Genomic DNA, 17,001 nt, shown 5'->3' on the forward strand with positions numbered 1-17,001 from the left:
CCAAACAGGGTTCTTATGTCAGGTGAGTGTCAGCGCCGGCTGGGGCGCAGGCGATACCAGATGGCCGGGACAGGAAGTTTCATCAGCAACAGCGATGACATGATCAGGCCGATCCCCAGCCATTGATAGCTATCCAGCTGTTCGCCGACCAAAAACACCCCGAGCGAGACGGCCACAACAGGGTTGATCAAGGCCATCATGCCCATGATTTGCGGTCCCAGATGTTTGATGGACCAGATCCAGGCCCAGTAGCTCAGCGCCGTGCTGAAGATGGCCAGCCAAGCGATGGCGGGCCAGGTCTTGGGCTCGGGTAGTGTGGGTGCCCCGGCTACTGTCCAGGCCAGCGGGATCAGCATCAAGCCGCCGAGCAACAACTGCCAGGCGGTCAATACCAGAAGATCGCCGGTTTGCCAGCGTTGCATCCAGCGGGATGATTGGGCTACCAACAGAGTGGCACTCAGGGCGCAGAGCACACCAATCAGATCCAGATTGGCCGAAGGATTGAGCAATAACATCACTCCACTCAGTCCCAGCAGTGCCAGCAAGGTCCACTTCAATGCCGGTCTTTGGCCATCGAGCAGCCAGGCCAGCAGCAGAAACATCAGTGGCAGTGTGGCCCCCAGGGTGCCTGCCACGGCGCCGGGAAGGCGGTAGGCGCCCATAAACAGCAGGGCGAAGAAGGCGCCGATATTACAAAATGCCAGCAAGAGTATTTTGCTCCAGGCGAGCGAAGGCAGCTTGGGCCGTAGCAGCAATAACAGGATCCCGGCCGGTAGCGCACGCCAGACGGCGACCCAGAAAGGGGACATATCCTGCAGGTACAGGCTGACCAGGGCATAAGTGGTTCCCCAGAAGACGGGAGCGAGGAGTGCAATTAGGTAGGGCATTTTCTTTTCTTAAAGTATCTTGATGTGAAGATATTTTAAAGTTCAGTGCCGGGATAAGCAAGCCGCATTTGAAAAAGAGCTTTATTATCTCTGGATGATAAGTCCAACTGATTGAATATTATGTCAATCTTGGTAGGTTAGTTTACCCTGTTCATCATAGACCCGGGTATGCAGTACCTTGCCGTTCGTGCCTATCTCTTCCTGCAGATAGTTGCGCCCCTGCTCATCAAAGTAGTTCAGGGTCTGTGGTATGAGCTTGTCCTGGTCGAAACGTTTGCTCACCTGCAACTGGCCATTGCAGTGAAAGAGTTGCTCCTCACCCTGCTTGGCGCCTCGACGGAACGGAGTACGTTTGCTCAAGGCGCCATTGGTCTCACAATAACTGAGCCAGATGCCGTCGGCGGCTATTGAGGGAAAGAAACCATAGTGTTGCTCGGACTGGCGCTGGCCATTGCGCCAGAAGGTGTGCTGCACTGCGGTGCGCTGCCGGCGGTCGAACAGGTAGTCCAACTTGAGTCGGCCGTTGGCGTAGTAGCCTTGTTCCTTGAGTTTTCTGAGATTTTCTTCATCCAGATGTTCACTGAAGCTCTTTAATGAACCATCGGGAAAATAGCTTTTCCAGACGGTGAGTTTCTCGCCGTCCCGCTTGAACTGTTTCATCCGCTCCCGCCCCTGCTCGTAGGAGATGAATTCAATCACTTTACCTTGGTCGAAACGCTTGAAACTGTCGAGTTGGCCTCGGTTGTCGTAGAGCCAGAGTTCCTGGCGCTCACCGTCTTGAAACAACTCCCTGCTGCGTAATTGGGTTTGCTGGTATTGAAAGTTCAGCTGCCAGCCGTGCAACTTGCCATTTTTATACCAGGCGCTTTGGCTTAGCAGACGCTCGGGCGGCGCGGATGTGCTGAAGCTGTAGCCGTCCCGCAGGCCATCCTTGAACTGGGCCGCGCTATAGCTGGGGCGATCCGGCGCTCCCCAAATGGCAATGCCGTTGAAGGGGTCACCTCGGTATCCGTCAACGCAGCCTTCGAGGTAATAACCCAGGGCGCTATTGTCATCGCTGACTTCCCGGCAGTTGATTTGCTCCAGCTCGTCAGCCTGAATTGGCAGTTGCACCTCAGAGTGACAGCCGGCCAGCAACAGGAGAATGAGTAAAAAGACCTTGAGATTCATAGCAGATCCTTGCTTGACGAAGAGGCTCATTGTCGCTGCCGTTGCTGCTTGGCTCAAGCCTCTTGCCGGTGAACTGTTGAATTTTTGACTCTTTAACACTGAAACCCGCCTTGGATCACATCTGCACAACAGGAGAGGGGATAAGCTGAGTTTGCTTGCAAGCTATTGATTATAAAGAGTTAATTTTACTTAATTTGCAATTCTGCAATATGTAAGTGCAAAAAGAGGTGATGAGTATGAACGTGAATCGACGTCAGGCGATGGGCCAGATTGTAGGTTTGGTTGGTGTGGCTGCAGGGAGTTCGCTGATCGCGACCACAGCTCTGGCCGCAGAGTCTTGTCCCGGAGATACCAGCATAGGGATCGGCAGTGAAGGGGGCAGCGATCTGGGCACCAAGCTGCTGACCTATGTGAAATTGGACCCTATGGAAGTCGCCAAACTGGCCTATGAAGGTTATGGCCGTGGTGGTTGCATGTATGGGGTTTTCGATGCCCTGGTGAAGGCCTTGGCGGCCAAAGGGCATGAGGATGCCTGCAAATTCGCCGCTATCCCTACCAACCTGGCGGCCTATGGTGGTGGCGGTATCGCAGGTTGGGGAACCCTGTGTGGTTGCTTGAATGCGGCGGCCATGGCGGTCAACGTCCTGGGCGGGGTCGACCGCACTGCGGTGATCCGCTCCGTGTACCGCTACTATGAACACACAGCCATGCCGAGAAATGATGAAGCCTTCCTCAAGGCGATTGGCGCACCGACCCGTAAAGACAACGCCGGTGAGCTACTGACCGCAGATAAGATAGGCCAGTCGGTTGCCAATTCCATTCTCTGTCACACCTCGGTGACCCACTGGTCGAAAGCGAGCAAGTACGGCTCCAGTCATCAGGCGAAATTGGAACGCTGCGCTCAGCTGACGGCCGAGATTGCTTATGTCACTACTGACTTCCTCAATAAGTCGCTGGACAATGCCCTGGACGCTGAAATTGTGGCAGCGGGCAATGCTGAGTGTAGTGGTTGTCACAGCAGCACCAAACGTGAACCGGACACTTACATAGGTGCCGATGTCAATTCACAGATGGAATGTCAGAGCTGCCACAGCGCCCATGATGTCGGCGCCGGTTTGACCGGGGTTCACGAAGGTGCGGTCTGCAGCGATTGTCACTAGGAGGCTGTTATGAAACATAAGAGTTTGATAGTAGCGTCTTTGCTGTTGTGCCTGGGAGGTTGTGACTGGTGGGATGACGATGATGACCCTGTGCTTCCGCCGGATCCTGAACCTGAGCAGTCTGTGTCCATTAAGGAAGCCGAAAGCCTCAAGGTGGCACTGAGCGCCGTGGATCCTCAAAGCCAGGCACTGACCTTTAGCCTGACTACGGCGGAGGGCAAACCCGTCAAGGATGCCGGCAGCAACTATCTGGTGATGTACCTCAAAATGCCCGCTGAGCAGGTATCGGCCTTCTCCATGCCTTGGCATAAGGGGGTGCGTTTCGAATGCAGCGAAACCGTCGACACCTGTGCTGGCACCATGGAAGCGCTGGAGACAGAAGGCCAATATCGCTTTACTCCAGAAGGGCTTGAGGAGTTGAACCAGACAGAAGGTGAACTCAAGTTGGCGGTGATACTCACAGGGGCCAAGGCCCAGAGTGCTCCTGAGCTTGTCAGCGCTCCCTGAGTGATTTGAGTTTTATGGCCTTAAAATAGTAGCGCCCCGGGATTGCTCCCGGGGCGCTTTTCTTGTTATCCGATGGCTTGACTCATCGGTTGATTGCAGGGCAATTAGAGGCTGTAGTACAGCTCAAATTCGACTGGGTGAGTGGTGCGGCTGACGCGCTCGGCCTCGGCTTGTTTCAGCTTGAGGTAAGAGTCGATAAAGTCATCGCTGAACACACCGCCGCGGGTCAGGAACTCACGGTCTGCATCCAGAGCCGCCAGGGCGACTTCCAGAGATTCGGCCACAGTCGGGATTTCCGCTGCTTCTTCGGCCGGCAGATCGTACAGATCCTTGTCCATGGCATCACCAGGGTGGATCTTGTTCTGGATACCGTCCAGACCGGCCATCAGCAGTGCTGCGAAGGCCAGATAAGGGTTGGCCATAGGATCCGGGAAGCGGGTCTCAATACGGCGCGCCTTAGGACTTGGTACCACAGGGATACGGATAGAAGCCGAGCGGTTACGGGCAGAATAAGCCAGCATCACAGGGGCTTCAAAGTGTGGCACCAAACGCTTGTAGGAGTTGGTGCTTGGGTTGGTGAAGGCGTTCAGGGCACGGGCGTGCTTGATGATACCACCTATATAGTACAGGGCAGTTTCAGACAGGCCGCCGTACTTGTCACCGGCAAATAGGTTGGTGCCGTCTTTGGCCAGTGACTGGTGTACGTGCATGCCGCTGCCGTTGTCGCCGACTATCGGCTTGGGCATAAAGGTGGCTGTCTTGCCGTAGGCATGAGCCATGTTGTGAATCACGTACTTGAGTACTTGGATTTCATCGGCCTTGTTGGTCAGAGTGTTGAAGCGAGTAGCGATCTCGTTCTGACCCGCGGTAGCAACTTCGTGGTGGTGAGCTTCCACAACCTGGCCCATCTCTTCCAGCACCAGACACATGGCACTACGCAAATCCTGTGAAGAATCCACAGGTGCAACCGGGAAGTAGCCGCCCTTAACGAATGGACGGTGACCTGTGTTGCCATCTTCATAGCTGGTACCTGAGTTCCAGGCTGCTTCTTTGGCATCGATTTTGACGAAGGTGCCGCTCATGTCGGTACCGAAACGTACGTCATCAAACAGGAAGAACTCTGGCTCAGGACCGATCAGCACAGTGTCGGCGATGCCGGTAGAACGCATGTACTCTTCGGCTTTTTTGGCGATAGAGCGAGGGTCACGGTCGTAACCCTGCATGGTGCCGGGCTCGAGGATGTCGCAGCGGATCAGCGCTGTGGTTTCTTCGGTGAAAGGATCCAGTACAAAGCTGCTTGGATCTGGCATCAGCACCATGTCAGATTCGTTGATCCCTTTCCAACCGGCGATAGATGAACCATCGAACATTTTGCCGTCTTCAAAGAAATCAGCATCTACCTGATGAGTCGGGATAGATACATGCTGTTCCTTACCTTTGGTATCGGTAAAGCGTAAATCAACAAACTTAACTTCCAACTCTTGCAGCTGTTGTAAAACTGATTCGACTGACATTATCAAGCCTCCGGTAGGGTAAAGGGGGTGCCCTTTGTCAACTCTTAGTATGTAGCGTCTGGCGCCTTGTTGGTCTCTATTAAGCCAGACTCATGCCAAGATGCTAAGGTGTTGAAAATAAAGGGAGTGGTAAAATCGAGGGCTGGCGAGGCAAGCGGGTTTGCACTATCATGGTGCATTGAGTGTTCCAAAAAGGTGCGTTCACCATAATGGTGCGTGCGCTGAATAAGCCGGATATTCATAGGTGTCTAAAAAATAATCCTGTGCGATAGCCCCTCGCTAGAGTAGAATGGCACGCTTTTTAAAGCAACCATCCGGGGAAATTGTGCTCCCCGACACGATGGCAGCCCAGGTTTTATAAGGCCTGGAAGGCAATCGCCAAGCAGTCATAAAGCGGTTGTACCATTCAATTTATATTGCTGCATCCCACAGAACAGAGATCGTAAGAGGCAAAACTGTGTTAGAGAATTTACGTAACATCGCCATCATAGCGCACGTTGACCACGGTAAGACTACCCTGGTAGACAAGCTGTTGGCACAGTCAGGAACCCTGGCAACCCGCGGAGAAGCCACCGAGCGGGTGATGGACTCCAACGATCTGGAGAAAGAACGTGGGATCACTATTCTGGCGAAAAACACCGCCATTAAGTGGAACGACTATCGGATTAACATTGTAGATACCCCAGGACACGCCGACTTCGGTGGCGAAGTAGAACGGGTTCTGTCTATGGTTGACTCTGTACTGCTGCTGGTTGATGCGCAGGACGGCCCAATGCCACAGACCCGCTTCGTGACCAAGAAGGCATTTGCCCAGGGTCTTAAGCCTATTGTGGTGATCAACAAGATTGACCGTCCGGGCGCCCGTCCTGATTGGGTTATCGATCAGGTATTTGACCTGTTTGACAACCTGGGTGCCACCGACGAGCAGCTGGACTTCCCAGTGGTTTATGCCTCTGCACTGAACGGTTTTGCCAGCCTGGATCCTCAGGACAACAGTGAAGATATGACCCCACTGTTCCAAACTATCGTTGAAAAAGTATCTCCACCGGATGCCGACGCCGAAGGCGCATTCCAGATGCAGATCTCTCAGCTGGACTACAACAGCTATGTAGGGGTTATCGGTGTGGGTCGTATCAAGCGTGGTAGCGTCAAGACCAACCAACAGGTCACTATTGTCGGTGCCGATGGCAAGAGCCGTAACGGTAAAATCGGTCAGGTGCTGGGCTACATGGGCCTGGAACGCCACGAAGTGGACAGTGCCAATGCCGGTGATATCGTTGCTATCACAGGTCTGGGCGAGCTGAAGATTTCCGACACCATCTGTGCTGTTGGTCATGCCGAAGCATTGCCACCTCTTTCTGTTGATGAACCAACCATGACTATGACCTTCCAGGTCAACACCTCTCCTTTCGCGGGTAAAGAAGGTAAGTACGTGACTTCACGTAACATCCTTGAGCGTTTGCAACAGGAGCTGGTACACAACGTGGCTCTGCGTGTGGAAGAAACCGAGAGTCCGGATCGTTTCCGCGTATCCGGCCGTGGTGAACTGCACCTGTCTATCCTGATCGAAAACATGCGTCGTGAAGGTTATGAGCTGGCGGTTTCCCGTCCTGAAGTGATCATCAAAGAGATCGACGGCGAGAAGTGTGAGCCATACGAGCAGCTGACTGTGGACGTGGAAGAAGAACATCAGGGCGGCGTCATCGAGAAGCTGGGTACCCGTAAGGCCGACATGCGCGACATGCAGCCTGACGGCAAGGGCCGTGTACGTATCGACTTCATGATCCCAAGCCGTGGCTTGATCGGTTTCCAGACCGAGTTTATGACAGCGACTTCAGGTACAGGTCTGCTGTATCACACCTTCGACCACTATGGTCCTTACAAGGGTGGCGATATCGGCCAGCGTAGCAACGGGGTATTGATCTCCAACGCCACAGGTAAGGCTTTGACCTTCGCGCTGTTTGGTCTGCAGGATCGCGGTCGTCTGATGATTGGCCACGCCGCCGAAGTTTACGAAGGCCAGGTAGTGGGTATCCACAGCCGCTCCAACGACCTGACAGTAAACTGCCTCAAGGGCAAGCAACTGACCAACATGCGTGCCTCTGGTACCGACGAAGCTCAGGTACTGACTCCGCACATCCAGATGACCCTGGAGCAGGCGCTGGAATTCATCGATGATGATGAACTGGTTGAAGTCACGCCCAAGAGCATCCGTGTGCGTAAGCGTCATCTGACTGAAAATGACCGCAAGCGCGCCAGCCGTGGCTAAGCCATAGGCGAACAATAAAAAACCCGGCATGACCGGGTTTTTTATTGCGTTCAATTTGCCCAGCATCTCATTAGACTGCGGGATGTTTAGCCAAAGCGCCGTCCGGTGCTTGTCGGGTTCCATCTGCCAGGTGCGACCTTGCATGCAGATGGCGCCAGAACCTAGGCAACACCAACAGTGCCAGCAGCAGGTTGGACAGCGGCATAGCCAGCCAGACACCGGTTTCTCCCAAAAACAGCGGCAATAGATAGAGAAACGGTAACTGGATCAGCATATTGGTCAGGGAGATTGCCAAAGCCATCCCGCCTTTGCCTATCGCCATAAAATACATGGCTGCCAGCACTATCAGCCCCTCCAACCAGATAGCCGCCAGATGGATACGGATCCCGGTTCTGGCCTCCTGGGTTAACAAAGGATTGTTGTCGGCGAACAGGCCTATCATGGTTTCGGGAAATAGGTTGAGCAGCGCCAGCCAACTCAGGCCAAACAGCAGGGTGACCTTGGCGCCCAGCTTGACTATGGCGATAATATTGCCGGGCTGGCGGGCCCCGTGGAAGTAGCTCACCGGTGGCTGCACCCCTTCGGCTATACCCTCAGCCAACAGATAGTAGAGTGTCATCAGATAGCCGACTATGGCAAAGGCACTGACGCTCAAGGTGGTGCCATACTGCATAAACTGATGGTTATGGGCCGCCACCATAAAGCTGGTGTAAAGGTACATCAGTAGTGCCGAAGCCCCCAGTTGGACAATCCGGGCGAACTCCCCGGCTCTGGGTAGCGCATCTTTGAGCCTTGGCTTAAAGCCTGAATGGCTCGAACACAGGTAATAGCCGGCCCCCAGACACACAGCTGTTTGGGCAATGATGGTGCCATAAGCCGCGCCGTTTAACCCAAGCCCAAGTACGGCAACAAACAGATAATCCAACAGGATATTTCCAAGCGCCCCCATCACCAACAGGGCGGTGGCAACTCTGGGGCTGTCATCGTTGCGGATCAACATAGGCAGCGCCGTCGAGGCTATGGTGATCGCCGCGCCCCACTGAAACACGGCAATATATCCCTGCCCCAGCTGCAGAGTCGCTTCAGTGGCCCCCTGCAGCTGCATTAGCGGCTCACTCAAGCATTGCAGCGCCATAAATGCCACCAGGGCCAATAGAACAATCAGCCAGATACTGGCCAACAGGGCTCGATTGGCTTGCGTTTGCTGCCCGGCTCCGCGGGCGATGGAGATATGGCTGCCGCCACCCATACCCACCATAAGCCCGAGGCCGGAGAGAATAAACACTATCGGCCAGGCCATGTTGATGGCGGCCAATCCTTGAAAGCCGACATAGTGGCCGACAAAAATACCTGCGCTTATCTGGTACAGGCCACTGACCAGCATGGCAGCGATGGCTGGGATGGTATAGCGCCAAAAGGTGCGTCGCAGCTGGTTGTGACTCAGTGTTTGCTGAGAGATTCCGGTATTCATAATTGCACTACCTTTAACCGAATGCAGGAAAACAGGGTCGCAGATTATGCTTGTTTTTCGGATTGGTGAAAGATAGCTTGTATCCGTTATTCGGATACTTTGGTGGATGGAATGAATTGGACCCTGGATCAACTGAGCGCCTTTGTGATTGCGGTGGAAAAGGGCTCGTTTTCGGCCGCCGCCAGAGAGCTTGGCAAGGCGCAATCTCGGGTGAGCACAGCCGTGGCCAATCTGGAGATAGACCTGGGGCTGGAGTTGTTTGACCGCAGCGCCAGGTTGCCCAGGCTGACAGCCGCCGGCGAGCAGATCTATCAGGAGGCCAAGGTGGTGTTGAGGCAGTGCCAGCGCCTGGACGCCAGAGCCCTGACGGTCAGTTCGGGCGAGGAGGCCACCCTGACGGTTGCCATGGACGAGGCCCTGCCCATAGAGCGCTTCGAGAGTTTCTTCGTGCGGGTGGCCGAGCAGTTCCCGGGTTTGAAACTCACCCTGATCAACAGCTCCCAGGATGATATTGCCCGCTGGGTCGATGAGAAAAAAGCCGACCTGGGTATCTTGTTCCGCCAGACAGATGAGCTTTTGGATTCCTTGGAGTTCAACTCGATAGCTCACTTTCAGCAGTCGCTTATTGTCGGTCGTGAGCACCCGCTGGCGAATATTGCCGAGCCTTCGCTCGACCAGCTCAATCAGCACCGACAACTGGTGATCCGCTCCCGCATCGGCGACAGCCAGTCGCGCCCCGTGTCCAGCAATCACTGGCATATCGACAGTTATTACTACATCACGGCGCTGGTGATCAAAAATGTTGGTTGGGCTCTGGTTCCCGAGCATGTGGCGACGGCCGAGTGGTACGCCAAGGATCTGGTGAGGCTGTCCGGCGCCAATATCACAGACAATCAGTGGGTCGAGATAGGCGTGGTCAGACGCAGGGACAAGGGCATTGGCCCTGTGATGCAGTGGATGCTACAGCAGTTGGCCAGGGAATAGTGCCGGGGCATGGCCCCGACACTTTATCGACCAATCAAAGCTGCAGATACTGCTTCAGTGGCAGATCCCGGTAGCGCTTGCCGCCGGCGGCCACTATGGCGTTGGTCAGTGCCGGTGCTACCGGGGGCACTCCGGGTTCGCCCACACCGCCGGGTACCTCGGTCGAGGCGATGATTTGTGTTTCTATCTCAGGGCATTGCGGCAACCGCAGCAGTTGATAGTCGTGAAAGTTCGACTGTTGCACCTTGCCATCCTTGAAGCTGATTTCGCCCAGCATCGCCAGGCTGAGGCCGAAGATGACCGCGCCTTCCAGCTGCGAATGCACTCTGTCAGGGTTAACCACAGTGCCGGCATCCAGCACTGAGATGGCCTGTAGCACCTGCAAACGCTCACCATCCAGTTTGACCTTGATGGCGACCGCAACATAGCTGACAAAGCTGCGGTGCACCGCAAACCCCCAGCCTTCGCCCGCCTTGGCCGGTGATTGCGCCATACGTTTTTCGGCGGCGTCTATGACCGTCAGATAACGCGCGACATCCACAGGGTGACGGCTGAGTTCTTCGCCATAGTTACCGTATTTAAAGCCCTGTTCGGCAAAGTTCTCCACTCTGGGTTGCCCAAGAAGCTGCCGCCACATGGCCGGGCAACTCTGGCCGGTGCGCAGCGCCAGTTCGTCGACAAAGCTGCCAATGCCGAAGGCATGCTGAATGTTGCACACAGAGCGCAGCCAGCCTATGCGGGTATGAGCCTCGGCCTTGGCGGTTTCGCAGCGCAGCGACGGCAACTGAAACGGCAAGTCGATAAAGCCCAAATCCAGTTCGCCGTCAGAGGGTTCATCCACGCCTTCGGCAAAGGTGGAACTGATGGAAGGGAAGGCGGTGCGCGACAACAAAGCCTCCACCTTGCCATCATCACTGAGCAGTGCCTGATAATGCTGGGCGCTGATGGCGTGCAGATAGCCGTTTTGCAGCTCATCTTCCCGGCTCCAGAACACCTTCACCGGCTTGCCGCTGCGTTTGGAAAGCAGCGCCGCTTCGACGCTGAAGTCCGGCTTGGACTTACGGCCAAAGCCGCCGCCCAGCAGGGTGACATGCACCTTGACCTGCTCCTCCTTCAACCCCAAAGCGGCCGCCACATTCTGCTGGGTACTCTGGGGAGTTTGGCTGCAGGCCCAAATTTCACAGCCATCCTTGCTGACTCTGGCGGTGGCCGCCGGCGGCTCCATCATGGCGTGAGCCAGATAGGGCACAGTGTAGTCGGCGCTGAGCGTGCGCTCTTCTGGCCAGCTTGCGGGAGGCTTGCCCAGCTCTCGCCTGACTTTGCCACTCTGCTGTACTCGCTGTTTCAGGGTGGCGATAAACGCTTGGGAGTCGTGCTTGTCGTTGGGGCTTTGCTGCCACTGAATCGCCAGTGCCTTGCGCCCTTCGAGGGCGCTCCAGCTGTTGTTGGCCAGCACAGCCACACCGCCAAGCGGTTGGAAGGCCGGTGCCCCTTGGGGAGCGGGCAGGCTGATAATATCCACCACACCGGGGAAGGCGCGGGCCTTTTTATCATCGACACTCGCCGCTTGGCTGCCGAGCACAGGTGGCCGGGCAATCGCGGCATAGAGCATGCCTTCCAGACGTATATCCTGGCCATAGATGGCGCTGCCATCCAACATGGCATCCATATCCACTATGGTGCGTGACTGACCTATCTGGGTGAATTCTTCTCTGGGTTTGAGCCTGAGTTGGCTCTCATCCGGAAGCGGCAGCTTGGACGCCGCCAGCGCCAGTTCGCCATAGCTCAGGGAGCGGCCTGACGCCTTGTGAGTCACTCTGTGAGCCTTGGCGCTGACTTCTGCGACCGGCACTTGCCAATGCTCGGCGGCAGCCTGTTCCAACATGGTGCGCGCCATGGCACCCATCTGCCGCATTCTGGCGTAGTGTTTACGTATGCTGCGACTGCCATCTGTATTCTGGCTGCCGTAACGCTTGTCGGCCAGGCCCTGCACCACCACGACTTTGTTCCAGTCGGCTTCCAGTTCGTCGGCCAGCACCTGAGGTATGCCTGTTCGTATGCCCTGGCCCATTTCCGAGCGATGGCAGGTGAGGTAGACCTTGTCGTCTTCACCGACGGCGATAAACAGATTCAGAGGTTGCAGCTTGTCCTGCGCCAGGCTCATGGGGCTCCAGCCCAGGGCGCTGCTGCCCAGCATCAAGGCACCGCCACTGGCGCCAAAGAGTTTCAGTACATCACGACGGCTGAAGTTTTCCACTGCGGTAAACCGGCTCATGAGCTTTGCCCCCCTTTGACGGCGACATCCTTGATGGCGCTGCGGATCCGGGTATAGGTGCCGCAGCGGCAGATATTGCCGGACATGGCATCGTCTATCTGTTGGTCACTGGGGTTGGGCGTTTCACTCAAGAGCGCCGCGGCAGACATGAGTTGCCCTGTCTGACAGTAACCGCACTGGGGAACCTTGTGTTTGCTCCAGGCGGCTTTCAGCGCCGGATTATCCAGGCCTTCTATGGTGGTGATGTTCTTGCCCTCGGCACTTTTGAGGCTGGTGAGGCAGGCTCTGGCGGGCTTACCGTCCAGATGTATGGTGCAGGCACCGCAGAGTCCGGCGCCACAGCCGAATTTGGTGCCTGTCAGCCCCAGGAGATCCCTGAGGGCCCATAGCAAGGGCATATTGGGATCGGCCTCGACCGAAAACAGTCTGCCATTGATTTTGAGTTGCGACATTGTTCACTCCTTGTGCTGGTTGAGGCGTCTGAGATCTGCGCCCGTGTCTATGTCTATGGCGGCGCGGTGCAGCACTATCCGGCCCAGTCGTTGTTGTTGTAATTTCTCGGTCAGCAGGGCCTTGGCCCCTCGGTCACCCTGCAGTTGGCTAAGGGCGTTGAAGTCTGTAGCATTAAAGATAGCAGGCGCGCCGGGGGCATCCCGGTAAAAGGCGCTGCTGCTGAGTTGGCTGCCCAGCCAACAGTCGAGCAATTCAAGGTAATCGGCGCTAGTGAGCGCAACCTGATCGGCCAGTGCCAGTAGCAGGGCATCGGCGGAGCAGGCCTTGGCTTGCTCGGCGGCCAGGGCGATGGAGTGTCCCAACCCCTGTTGCCAGAGGGGGTTGAAACGGCAGTTGGCATGGGGCGGCAACAACGCTTGCAATTGTTCCTTGTGGCCGCCGAGTATGGTCAGCAGCGGCAGCAGCTCAAGCTTGGGGTACTTCTGGCTTGCCTGAGCGCGCATCTGCTCCAGCGCTTGCCAACTGAGACGCAGCAGCGGCGTGCCATGGCTGTCCTGTGCCGCCAGTTTGGCATGGCCGGGCACTGAACTGTCGGCGGCGAAGCGGCTCGATGCTCCGGCGGCCAGTAACACAGGCAATAGCCTCATGGCATCAGGCCCTCAAGCCCAGTCATGGGCGCATCAAACAAAACACTGTGGCACTGGGCCAAAATGCTGAGGGCGATGGCCCCCGGGAGTTCGCCGCCGAGTGCCAGTCCGGCGGGGGCCGCCAGTGGCACGGCAAACTCTGCCAGTTCAAGGCCGGCATGTTTGAGTACCTTATCGCGCCTGTGAGTCGGCCCTAATAGCGCCAGATAGCGTGGGCAGCTTACTTGCAGCCGTTTGAGAATGGCGCTGTCGAGCTCGACATTGTGGTGCATCACTATGGCGCCATCCTGACGCTTGAGCCACTCGCCATCCAGCTCGTCGGCGCCGAGCTTGATTATGTCGCAACCGGCAAAGTCATGGCTGCGGGCGTAGGCGGCTCTGGGATCGACGACGCTCACCTGCCAGTCCAGTTGCAAAGCCATCTGTGCCAGCGGCTTGGCATCCAGACCGCCGCCGAAAATCGCAAGCGCAGGTTTGGGGCCCACAGGTACGGTTAACCAGCTCTGTTGCCCATTCTGCCCAGTCTCTGGACTCCAAATCCCGGTGCGGCGAAAGTCATTGGCGGGGAAAGGCAGAGGCTCGACATAGGTTGAGGGGGAACCCAGGGGTAAAAAGCGCGCCTCAAGGGTTGCGGGCGCTTCACCGGCTTTTGGCATCAGCAACTGCCAGAAGCCGGATTGACCGGCATTCAGAGCCTGGCGCAACTCATCGAGTGCCAGAAAATGATTCTCCCGCCCCAGAGGCAACAGGCAGATGTTCACCAAGCCGCCACAACCCAGTTGGTAACTGGCATCCTGATCGTCGCGGGCGTCATAACAGACTTCCACCACCCTTTGTTCCGTCAGGGCCTTGTGTGCCTGATGGCGTAGATCGGCCTCCAAACAGCCGCCGCTGAGGATCCCCAGGCTCTGGCCCAGGGGATGAAACAGCATCATGGCTCCGGGTTTGCGATAAGAAGAGCCTTGTACCGAGGTGATCAGCGCCAGCACCCAGGGCTCGTCTGCGCTAAGAGCCCATTGTTGCAGCAAGGTTTGCAGATGGTGCGCCATAAACTTCCCGTGTTTTTGGTGGAGAAGTTAGCATTGCATAAAATCGCACCGGGAAACAATCTTGCCGGGTGTGGCAAGTCAGGAAGGGGCAGTGGGACTCGACGGCAAGCGCAATAAAAAGGCCCGCCTGTCGGCGAGCCTGAGTGGTTAAGTTTAGTGACCTACATAGTCGATCATCTGCAGTAGTTGCATCCGAACCGCATCCGGCGTTTGGCTTTCCCAGAAGCCGGAGGTGTAGGCTATCAAGGGCAGCAGGAACAGCAGTCCGAGTACCAGAAGCATTACTGACTTGGCCGACCAGAAATGATTGCGGCTAAGGCCGAACCCCAGCGCCGCTTTCTTGGGACAGGCGGCCACGCAGCGCATGCAGGCCTGGCATTCATCGCTGTGCACTGTATTTTTGGTATGCACTATGATGCCGGCCGGACAGGCGCGGGTGCACTTGTCGCATTTCATCCCCTTGGACTCTATCAGGCAATGCTCTGGGGCGCGGCGGATTTTCAGCGGGCTGAGAAAACTCAGCAGTCCCAGCAGGGCGCCATAGGGGCAGAGGTAACGGCAAAATCCCTGACGGCGCCAGGCGACAATGGCAAGGATCAGGCCAAAGCAGGCCAGGGTGATGAGTCCCGGAGTGATGAAAAACAGCGCCATCTTGAGATCGGCTATCTTGTGATAATTACTCTCCAGGTAGCCGGGGATCCCCATAGACGGCATGCCCAGCACTATGTAGAGCAGCGCCGCCAACAACAGATACTTGAGCATACGCAGTGGCCAGTCGAGCCAGGCAGGCGGCATAAATTCGCGTTTGATGAAGCGTTTGCGCAGGCGATAGAGGTACTCTCCGGCCAATCCCAGCGGGCAGGCCCAGCCACAGAAGGCGCGCTTGCACAGCAGTCCGGTCAACAACACCACTGCCAGCATCACGGCCGCCGCCGGGTGGGTTTGATCCCAGAGTCCCAGGGTGGCTATCGCCTTGAGCTCTATACCGCCGGCAATAGGCAGAAACGCATCCACCACATCCGGGCGCCCAATCCAGGGCGTGACTCCGGCCTTGAGCATCAGGCTGTTGATGGTGTACTGAATCGCGACCAGAAACAGGGACAGCGCCAACAGGTGCTGGCAGCCGCTGCGCAGGTTATTGATCCTGGGCTCGGATTGCAGCAAGCCGGGGCGCAGTTGCTGCAGCAATGCCAGGCTACCAACGGCTGTCAGTGTGGCCAGCAGCAACATGGGGCTGCTGCTAATCAGCAGCGCGGTTAAAATCAGCAGCAAGGTGAGGCCGGCGCCGAAACGGCGGCCGCTCCACCAGAGTTGGCTGACACCATAGAGGAGTGCCAGCATGAGGGTGAGCGATTCGGTCAGTGTCATGAGAATAGAGGCCAGCAACAAACGACTGCCTATTGTGAACTCAAATAAGGGCACAAGTTCTTGAGTCAAAAAAGGAAGTGTGCAGCAGATCCAAATTTACATTCGCAGATGGAGAAATTCGTGCACTGGCTCACAGCTGAAAAAAAGCCCCGCGGTGCGGGGCTATCTCTATGGCTTGGCGGTCAGTTACCCGACTCCATTGCCGCAATAAAGCGGTTGGACTCATCGATGGATTTATTCATCTCTTTGATAAGGCAGGAGATATCGCTCTGCAGACTGGCAAACTCCCCCTTGATGGCCCCTATGGTCTGGGCGTTGAGGTTGTGCTTGAGGTAGAGCATGTTGTCTTTCATTGAGGTCAGGATGGGAGGCATCTTGCTCTCGGCACGGCGCATGCTGCGGATCAGCTGCTCGTAGGAGCGGCGGGTCTCTTTCAGCTTGGCCTGGCTCTTACTGCGCAGGCTGGCCTTGCTGATCTCACCGATTTCCCCTTGCCACTCATCGAACAGGGCTTCGGCCACATCTTCCACCTTGTTGATGCGGTTGCTGACATCATCGGCGGCTTCCTGGGCAGACTCATATTCGTCTTTGGCCTTGTTGTAAGCCTTTTCCAGATCGCCGCCGTCATGGTTCAGCAGTGCCTGCATCTCTTCCAGTGCCGAACTGAACTGCTCCTGAGCTTCCTGTTGCGATTCTTTGGCGTCTTTGACCCGGTCGACCATGATGTCACGTTTGTGATAGCCAACTTTTTCCATGGCACCGTAATAGGCACTCTGGCAACCACCCAGCAGCAATCCCAGGCTGACCAGGGCGGTGGTGAGGATCTTGTTCATAAGCTTTCTCTTTTCTCTGTTTATGCTTTGTATTTGGCGGCATCTATGATGCACCAGAGATGGGCGATGGCACCTATGATAGCAGGAACTACCAACCACCAGAGGGCGTAACCTGTAACTGTCACCAGAAAGAAGATCAGTGCGGCCAGGATCCGCCCCTGAACCAACTGCCCCAAACCCGGGAAAAATACGCTTGCCAGCGCGGCAATCACATTGCCCGCCGATCCTTGTTGTGACATTAACTCTCTCCTTTAAATGATGGGAGAAGCGCTGAATGACGGGCCTCGGCGTATGCCTATGCATAGCACTGGCGTCATTCCCGGCTTCCTTTGCCCTGCTGCAGTGGCAGCATCACACTTTGTAATCCGGGCATTATTGTACGAAGATAGCGACACTAGACCCAGAGGATCAAGA

At 56.3% G+C, this 17,001-nt stretch carries 15 protein-coding genes; 4 read left to right on the forward strand and 11 right to left on the reverse strand.

From position 1 onward, the window contains the following. Positions 1–29 precede the first annotated feature (29 nt). Both N512_RS0108465 and N512_RS0108470 read right to left on the reverse strand, forming a co-directional pair. Entirely contained in the window at positions 30–887 is an 858-nt protein-coding gene (locus N512_RS0108465; protein ID WP_025889910.1) for a DMT family transporter, read from the reverse strand. Between the two features lie 123 nt (positions 888–1,010). Beyond that, positions 1,011–2,057 (reverse strand): toxin-antitoxin system YwqK family antitoxin, encoded by a 1,047-nt coding sequence (locus tag N512_RS0108470; RefSeq protein WP_028780039.1) that lies wholly within the window; start codon positions 2,055–2,057, stop codon positions 1,011–1,013. 236 nt (positions 2,058–2,293) lie between these two features. Between N512_RS0108470 and N512_RS0108475 the strand changes: the two genes are divergently transcribed. Together N512_RS0108475 and N512_RS0108480 are read left to right on the forward strand one after the other, a co-directional pair. After that, the gene (locus tag N512_RS0108475; protein ID WP_025010779.1) at positions 2,294–3,217 is read left to right on the forward strand and encodes a C-GCAxxG-C-C family (seleno)protein; all 924 of its coding nucleotides are present in this window, start codon (positions 2,294–2,296) and stop codon (positions 3,215–3,217) included. Positions 3,218–3,226: 9 nt separating this feature from the next. After that, positions 3,227–3,724 carry a hypothetical protein gene (locus tag N512_RS0108480; RefSeq protein WP_028780040.1) on the forward strand — a complete coding sequence of 166 codons (498 nt, stop codon included), beginning with the start codon at positions 3,227–3,229 and terminating at the stop codon, positions 3,722–3,724. A gap of 104 nt (positions 3,725–3,828) precedes the next feature. On the opposite strand, the gene glnA is transcribed toward N512_RS0108480, so the two are convergent. Continuing rightward, positions 3,829–5,238, reverse strand: a complete 1,410-nt coding sequence (gene glnA, locus N512_RS0108485) for a glutamate--ammonia ligase (protein WP_028780041.1) — start codon at positions 5,236–5,238, stop codon at positions 3,829–3,831. 457 nt (positions 5,239–5,695) lie between these two features. Here glnA and typA point away from each other — a divergent pair, with 457 nt between their 5' ends. Next, the gene (typA, locus tag N512_RS0108490) at positions 5,696–7,507 is read left to right on the forward strand and encodes a translational GTPase TypA (RefSeq protein WP_025889914.1); all 1,812 of its coding nucleotides are present in this window, start codon (positions 5,696–5,698) and stop codon (positions 7,505–7,507) included. Positions 7,508–7,577: 70 nt separating this feature from the next. Here the strand turns inward: typA and N512_RS22580 are convergent, their stop codons facing one another. Further along, on the reverse strand, positions 7,578–8,978 hold the full coding sequence (locus N512_RS22580) for an MATE family efflux transporter (protein WP_051472718.1): 1,401 nt from the start codon (positions 8,976–8,978) through the stop codon (positions 7,578–7,580). Positions 8,979–9,089: 111 nt separating this feature from the next. Here N512_RS22580 and N512_RS0108500 point away from each other — a divergent pair, with 111 nt between their 5' ends. Continuing rightward, entirely contained in the window at positions 9,090–9,962 is an 873-nt protein-coding gene (locus tag N512_RS0108500; protein WP_025010784.1) for a LysR family transcriptional regulator, read from the forward strand. A gap of 34 nt (positions 9,963–9,996) precedes the next feature. Here N512_RS0108500 and N512_RS0108505 read toward each other — a convergent pair whose 3' ends face one another. The 7 genes from N512_RS0108505 to N512_RS0108535 form a co-directional block, all read right to left on the reverse strand. Then, on the reverse strand, positions 9,997–12,237 hold the full coding sequence (locus N512_RS0108505) for a xanthine dehydrogenase family protein molybdopterin-binding subunit (protein WP_028780042.1): 2,241 nt from the start codon (positions 12,235–12,237) through the stop codon (positions 9,997–9,999). Beyond that, entirely contained in the window at positions 12,234–12,689 is a 456-nt protein-coding gene (locus tag N512_RS0108510) for a (2Fe-2S)-binding protein (protein ID WP_025010785.1), read from the reverse strand. Before N512_RS0108510 ends, N512_RS0108505 begins: the two co-directional genes overlap by 4 nt. A gap of 3 nt (positions 12,690–12,692) precedes the next feature. Beyond that, positions 12,693–13,337 (reverse strand): NTP transferase domain-containing protein, encoded by a 645-nt coding sequence (locus tag N512_RS0108515; protein WP_028780043.1) that lies wholly within the window; start codon positions 13,335–13,337, stop codon positions 12,693–12,695. Beyond that, entirely contained in the window at positions 13,334–14,386 is a 1,053-nt protein-coding gene (locus N512_RS0108520) for an XdhC family protein (protein WP_028780044.1), read from the reverse strand. Before N512_RS0108520 ends, N512_RS0108515 begins: the two co-directional genes overlap by 4 nt. Before the next feature lie 153 nt (positions 14,387–14,539). Continuing rightward, the gene (locus tag N512_RS0108525; protein WP_028780045.1) at positions 14,540–15,754 is read right to left on the reverse strand and encodes a 4Fe-4S binding protein; all 1,215 of its coding nucleotides are present in this window, start codon (positions 15,752–15,754) and stop codon (positions 14,540–14,542) included. Between the two features lie 182 nt (positions 15,755–15,936). Continuing rightward, entirely contained in the window at positions 15,937–16,587 is a 651-nt protein-coding gene (locus tag N512_RS0108530) for a DUF2959 domain-containing protein (protein ID WP_028780046.1), read from the reverse strand. A gap of 20 nt (positions 16,588–16,607) precedes the next feature. Then, positions 16,608–16,826, reverse strand: coding sequence for a hypothetical protein (locus N512_RS0108535; RefSeq protein WP_028780047.1), 219 nt, complete (start codon positions 16,824–16,826; stop codon positions 16,608–16,610). Positions 16,827–17,001: the final 175 nt, after the last annotated feature.

Source organism: Shewanella sp. 38A_GOM-205m (assembly GCF_000518445.1).
GTDB classification, from domain to species: Bacteria; Pseudomonadota; Gammaproteobacteria; order Enterobacterales; family Shewanellaceae; genus Shewanella; species Shewanella algae.

Excerpts from the sequence above, each read along its gene's own strand:
- N512_RS0108465 (WP_025889910.1), bottom strand. The coding sequence starts at position 887 with ATGCCCTACCTAATTGCACTCCTCGCTCCCGTCTTCTGGGGAACCACT.
- N512_RS0108470 (WP_028780039.1), bottom strand. The coding sequence starts at position 2,057 with ATGAATCTCAAGGTCTTTTTACTCATTCTCCTGTTGCTGGCCGGCTGT.
- N512_RS0108475 (WP_025010779.1), top strand. The coding sequence starts at position 2,294 with ATGAACGTGAATCGACGTCAGGCGATGGGCCAGATTGTAGGTTTGGTT.
- N512_RS0108480 (WP_028780040.1), top strand. The coding sequence starts at position 3,227 with ATGAAACATAAGAGTTTGATAGTAGCGTCTTTGCTGTTGTGCCTGGGA.
- glnA (WP_028780041.1), bottom strand. The coding sequence starts at position 5,238 with ATGTCAGTCGAATCAGTTTTACAACAGCTGCAAGAGTTGGAAGTTAAG.
- N512_RS22580 (WP_051472718.1), bottom strand. The coding sequence starts at position 8,978 with ATGAATACCGGAATCTCTCAGCAAACACTGAGTCACAACCAGCTGCGA.
- N512_RS0108500 (WP_025010784.1), top strand. The coding sequence starts at position 9,090 with ATGAATTGGACCCTGGATCAACTGAGCGCCTTTGTGATTGCGGTGGAA.
- N512_RS0108505 (WP_028780042.1), bottom strand. The coding sequence starts at position 12,237 with ATGAGCCGGTTTACCGCAGTGGAAAACTTCAGCCGTCGTGATGTACTG.
- N512_RS0108510 (WP_025010785.1), bottom strand. The coding sequence starts at position 12,689 with ATGTCGCAACTCAAAATCAATGGCAGACTGTTTTCGGTCGAGGCCGAT.
- N512_RS0108515 (WP_028780043.1), bottom strand. The coding sequence starts at position 13,337 with ATGAGGCTATTGCCTGTGTTACTGGCCGCCGGAGCATCGAGCCGCTTC.
- N512_RS0108520 (WP_028780044.1), bottom strand. The coding sequence starts at position 14,386 with ATGGCGCACCATCTGCAAACCTTGCTGCAACAATGGGCTCTTAGCGCA.
- N512_RS0108525 (WP_028780045.1), bottom strand. The coding sequence starts at position 15,754 with ATGACACTGACCGAATCGCTCACCCTCATGCTGGCACTCCTCTATGGT.
- N512_RS0108530 (WP_028780046.1), bottom strand. The coding sequence starts at position 16,587 with ATGAACAAGATCCTCACCACCGCCCTGGTCAGCCTGGGATTGCTGCTG.
- N512_RS0108535 (WP_028780047.1), bottom strand. The coding sequence starts at position 16,826 with ATGTCACAACAAGGATCGGCGGGCAATGTGATTGCCGCGCTGGCAAGC.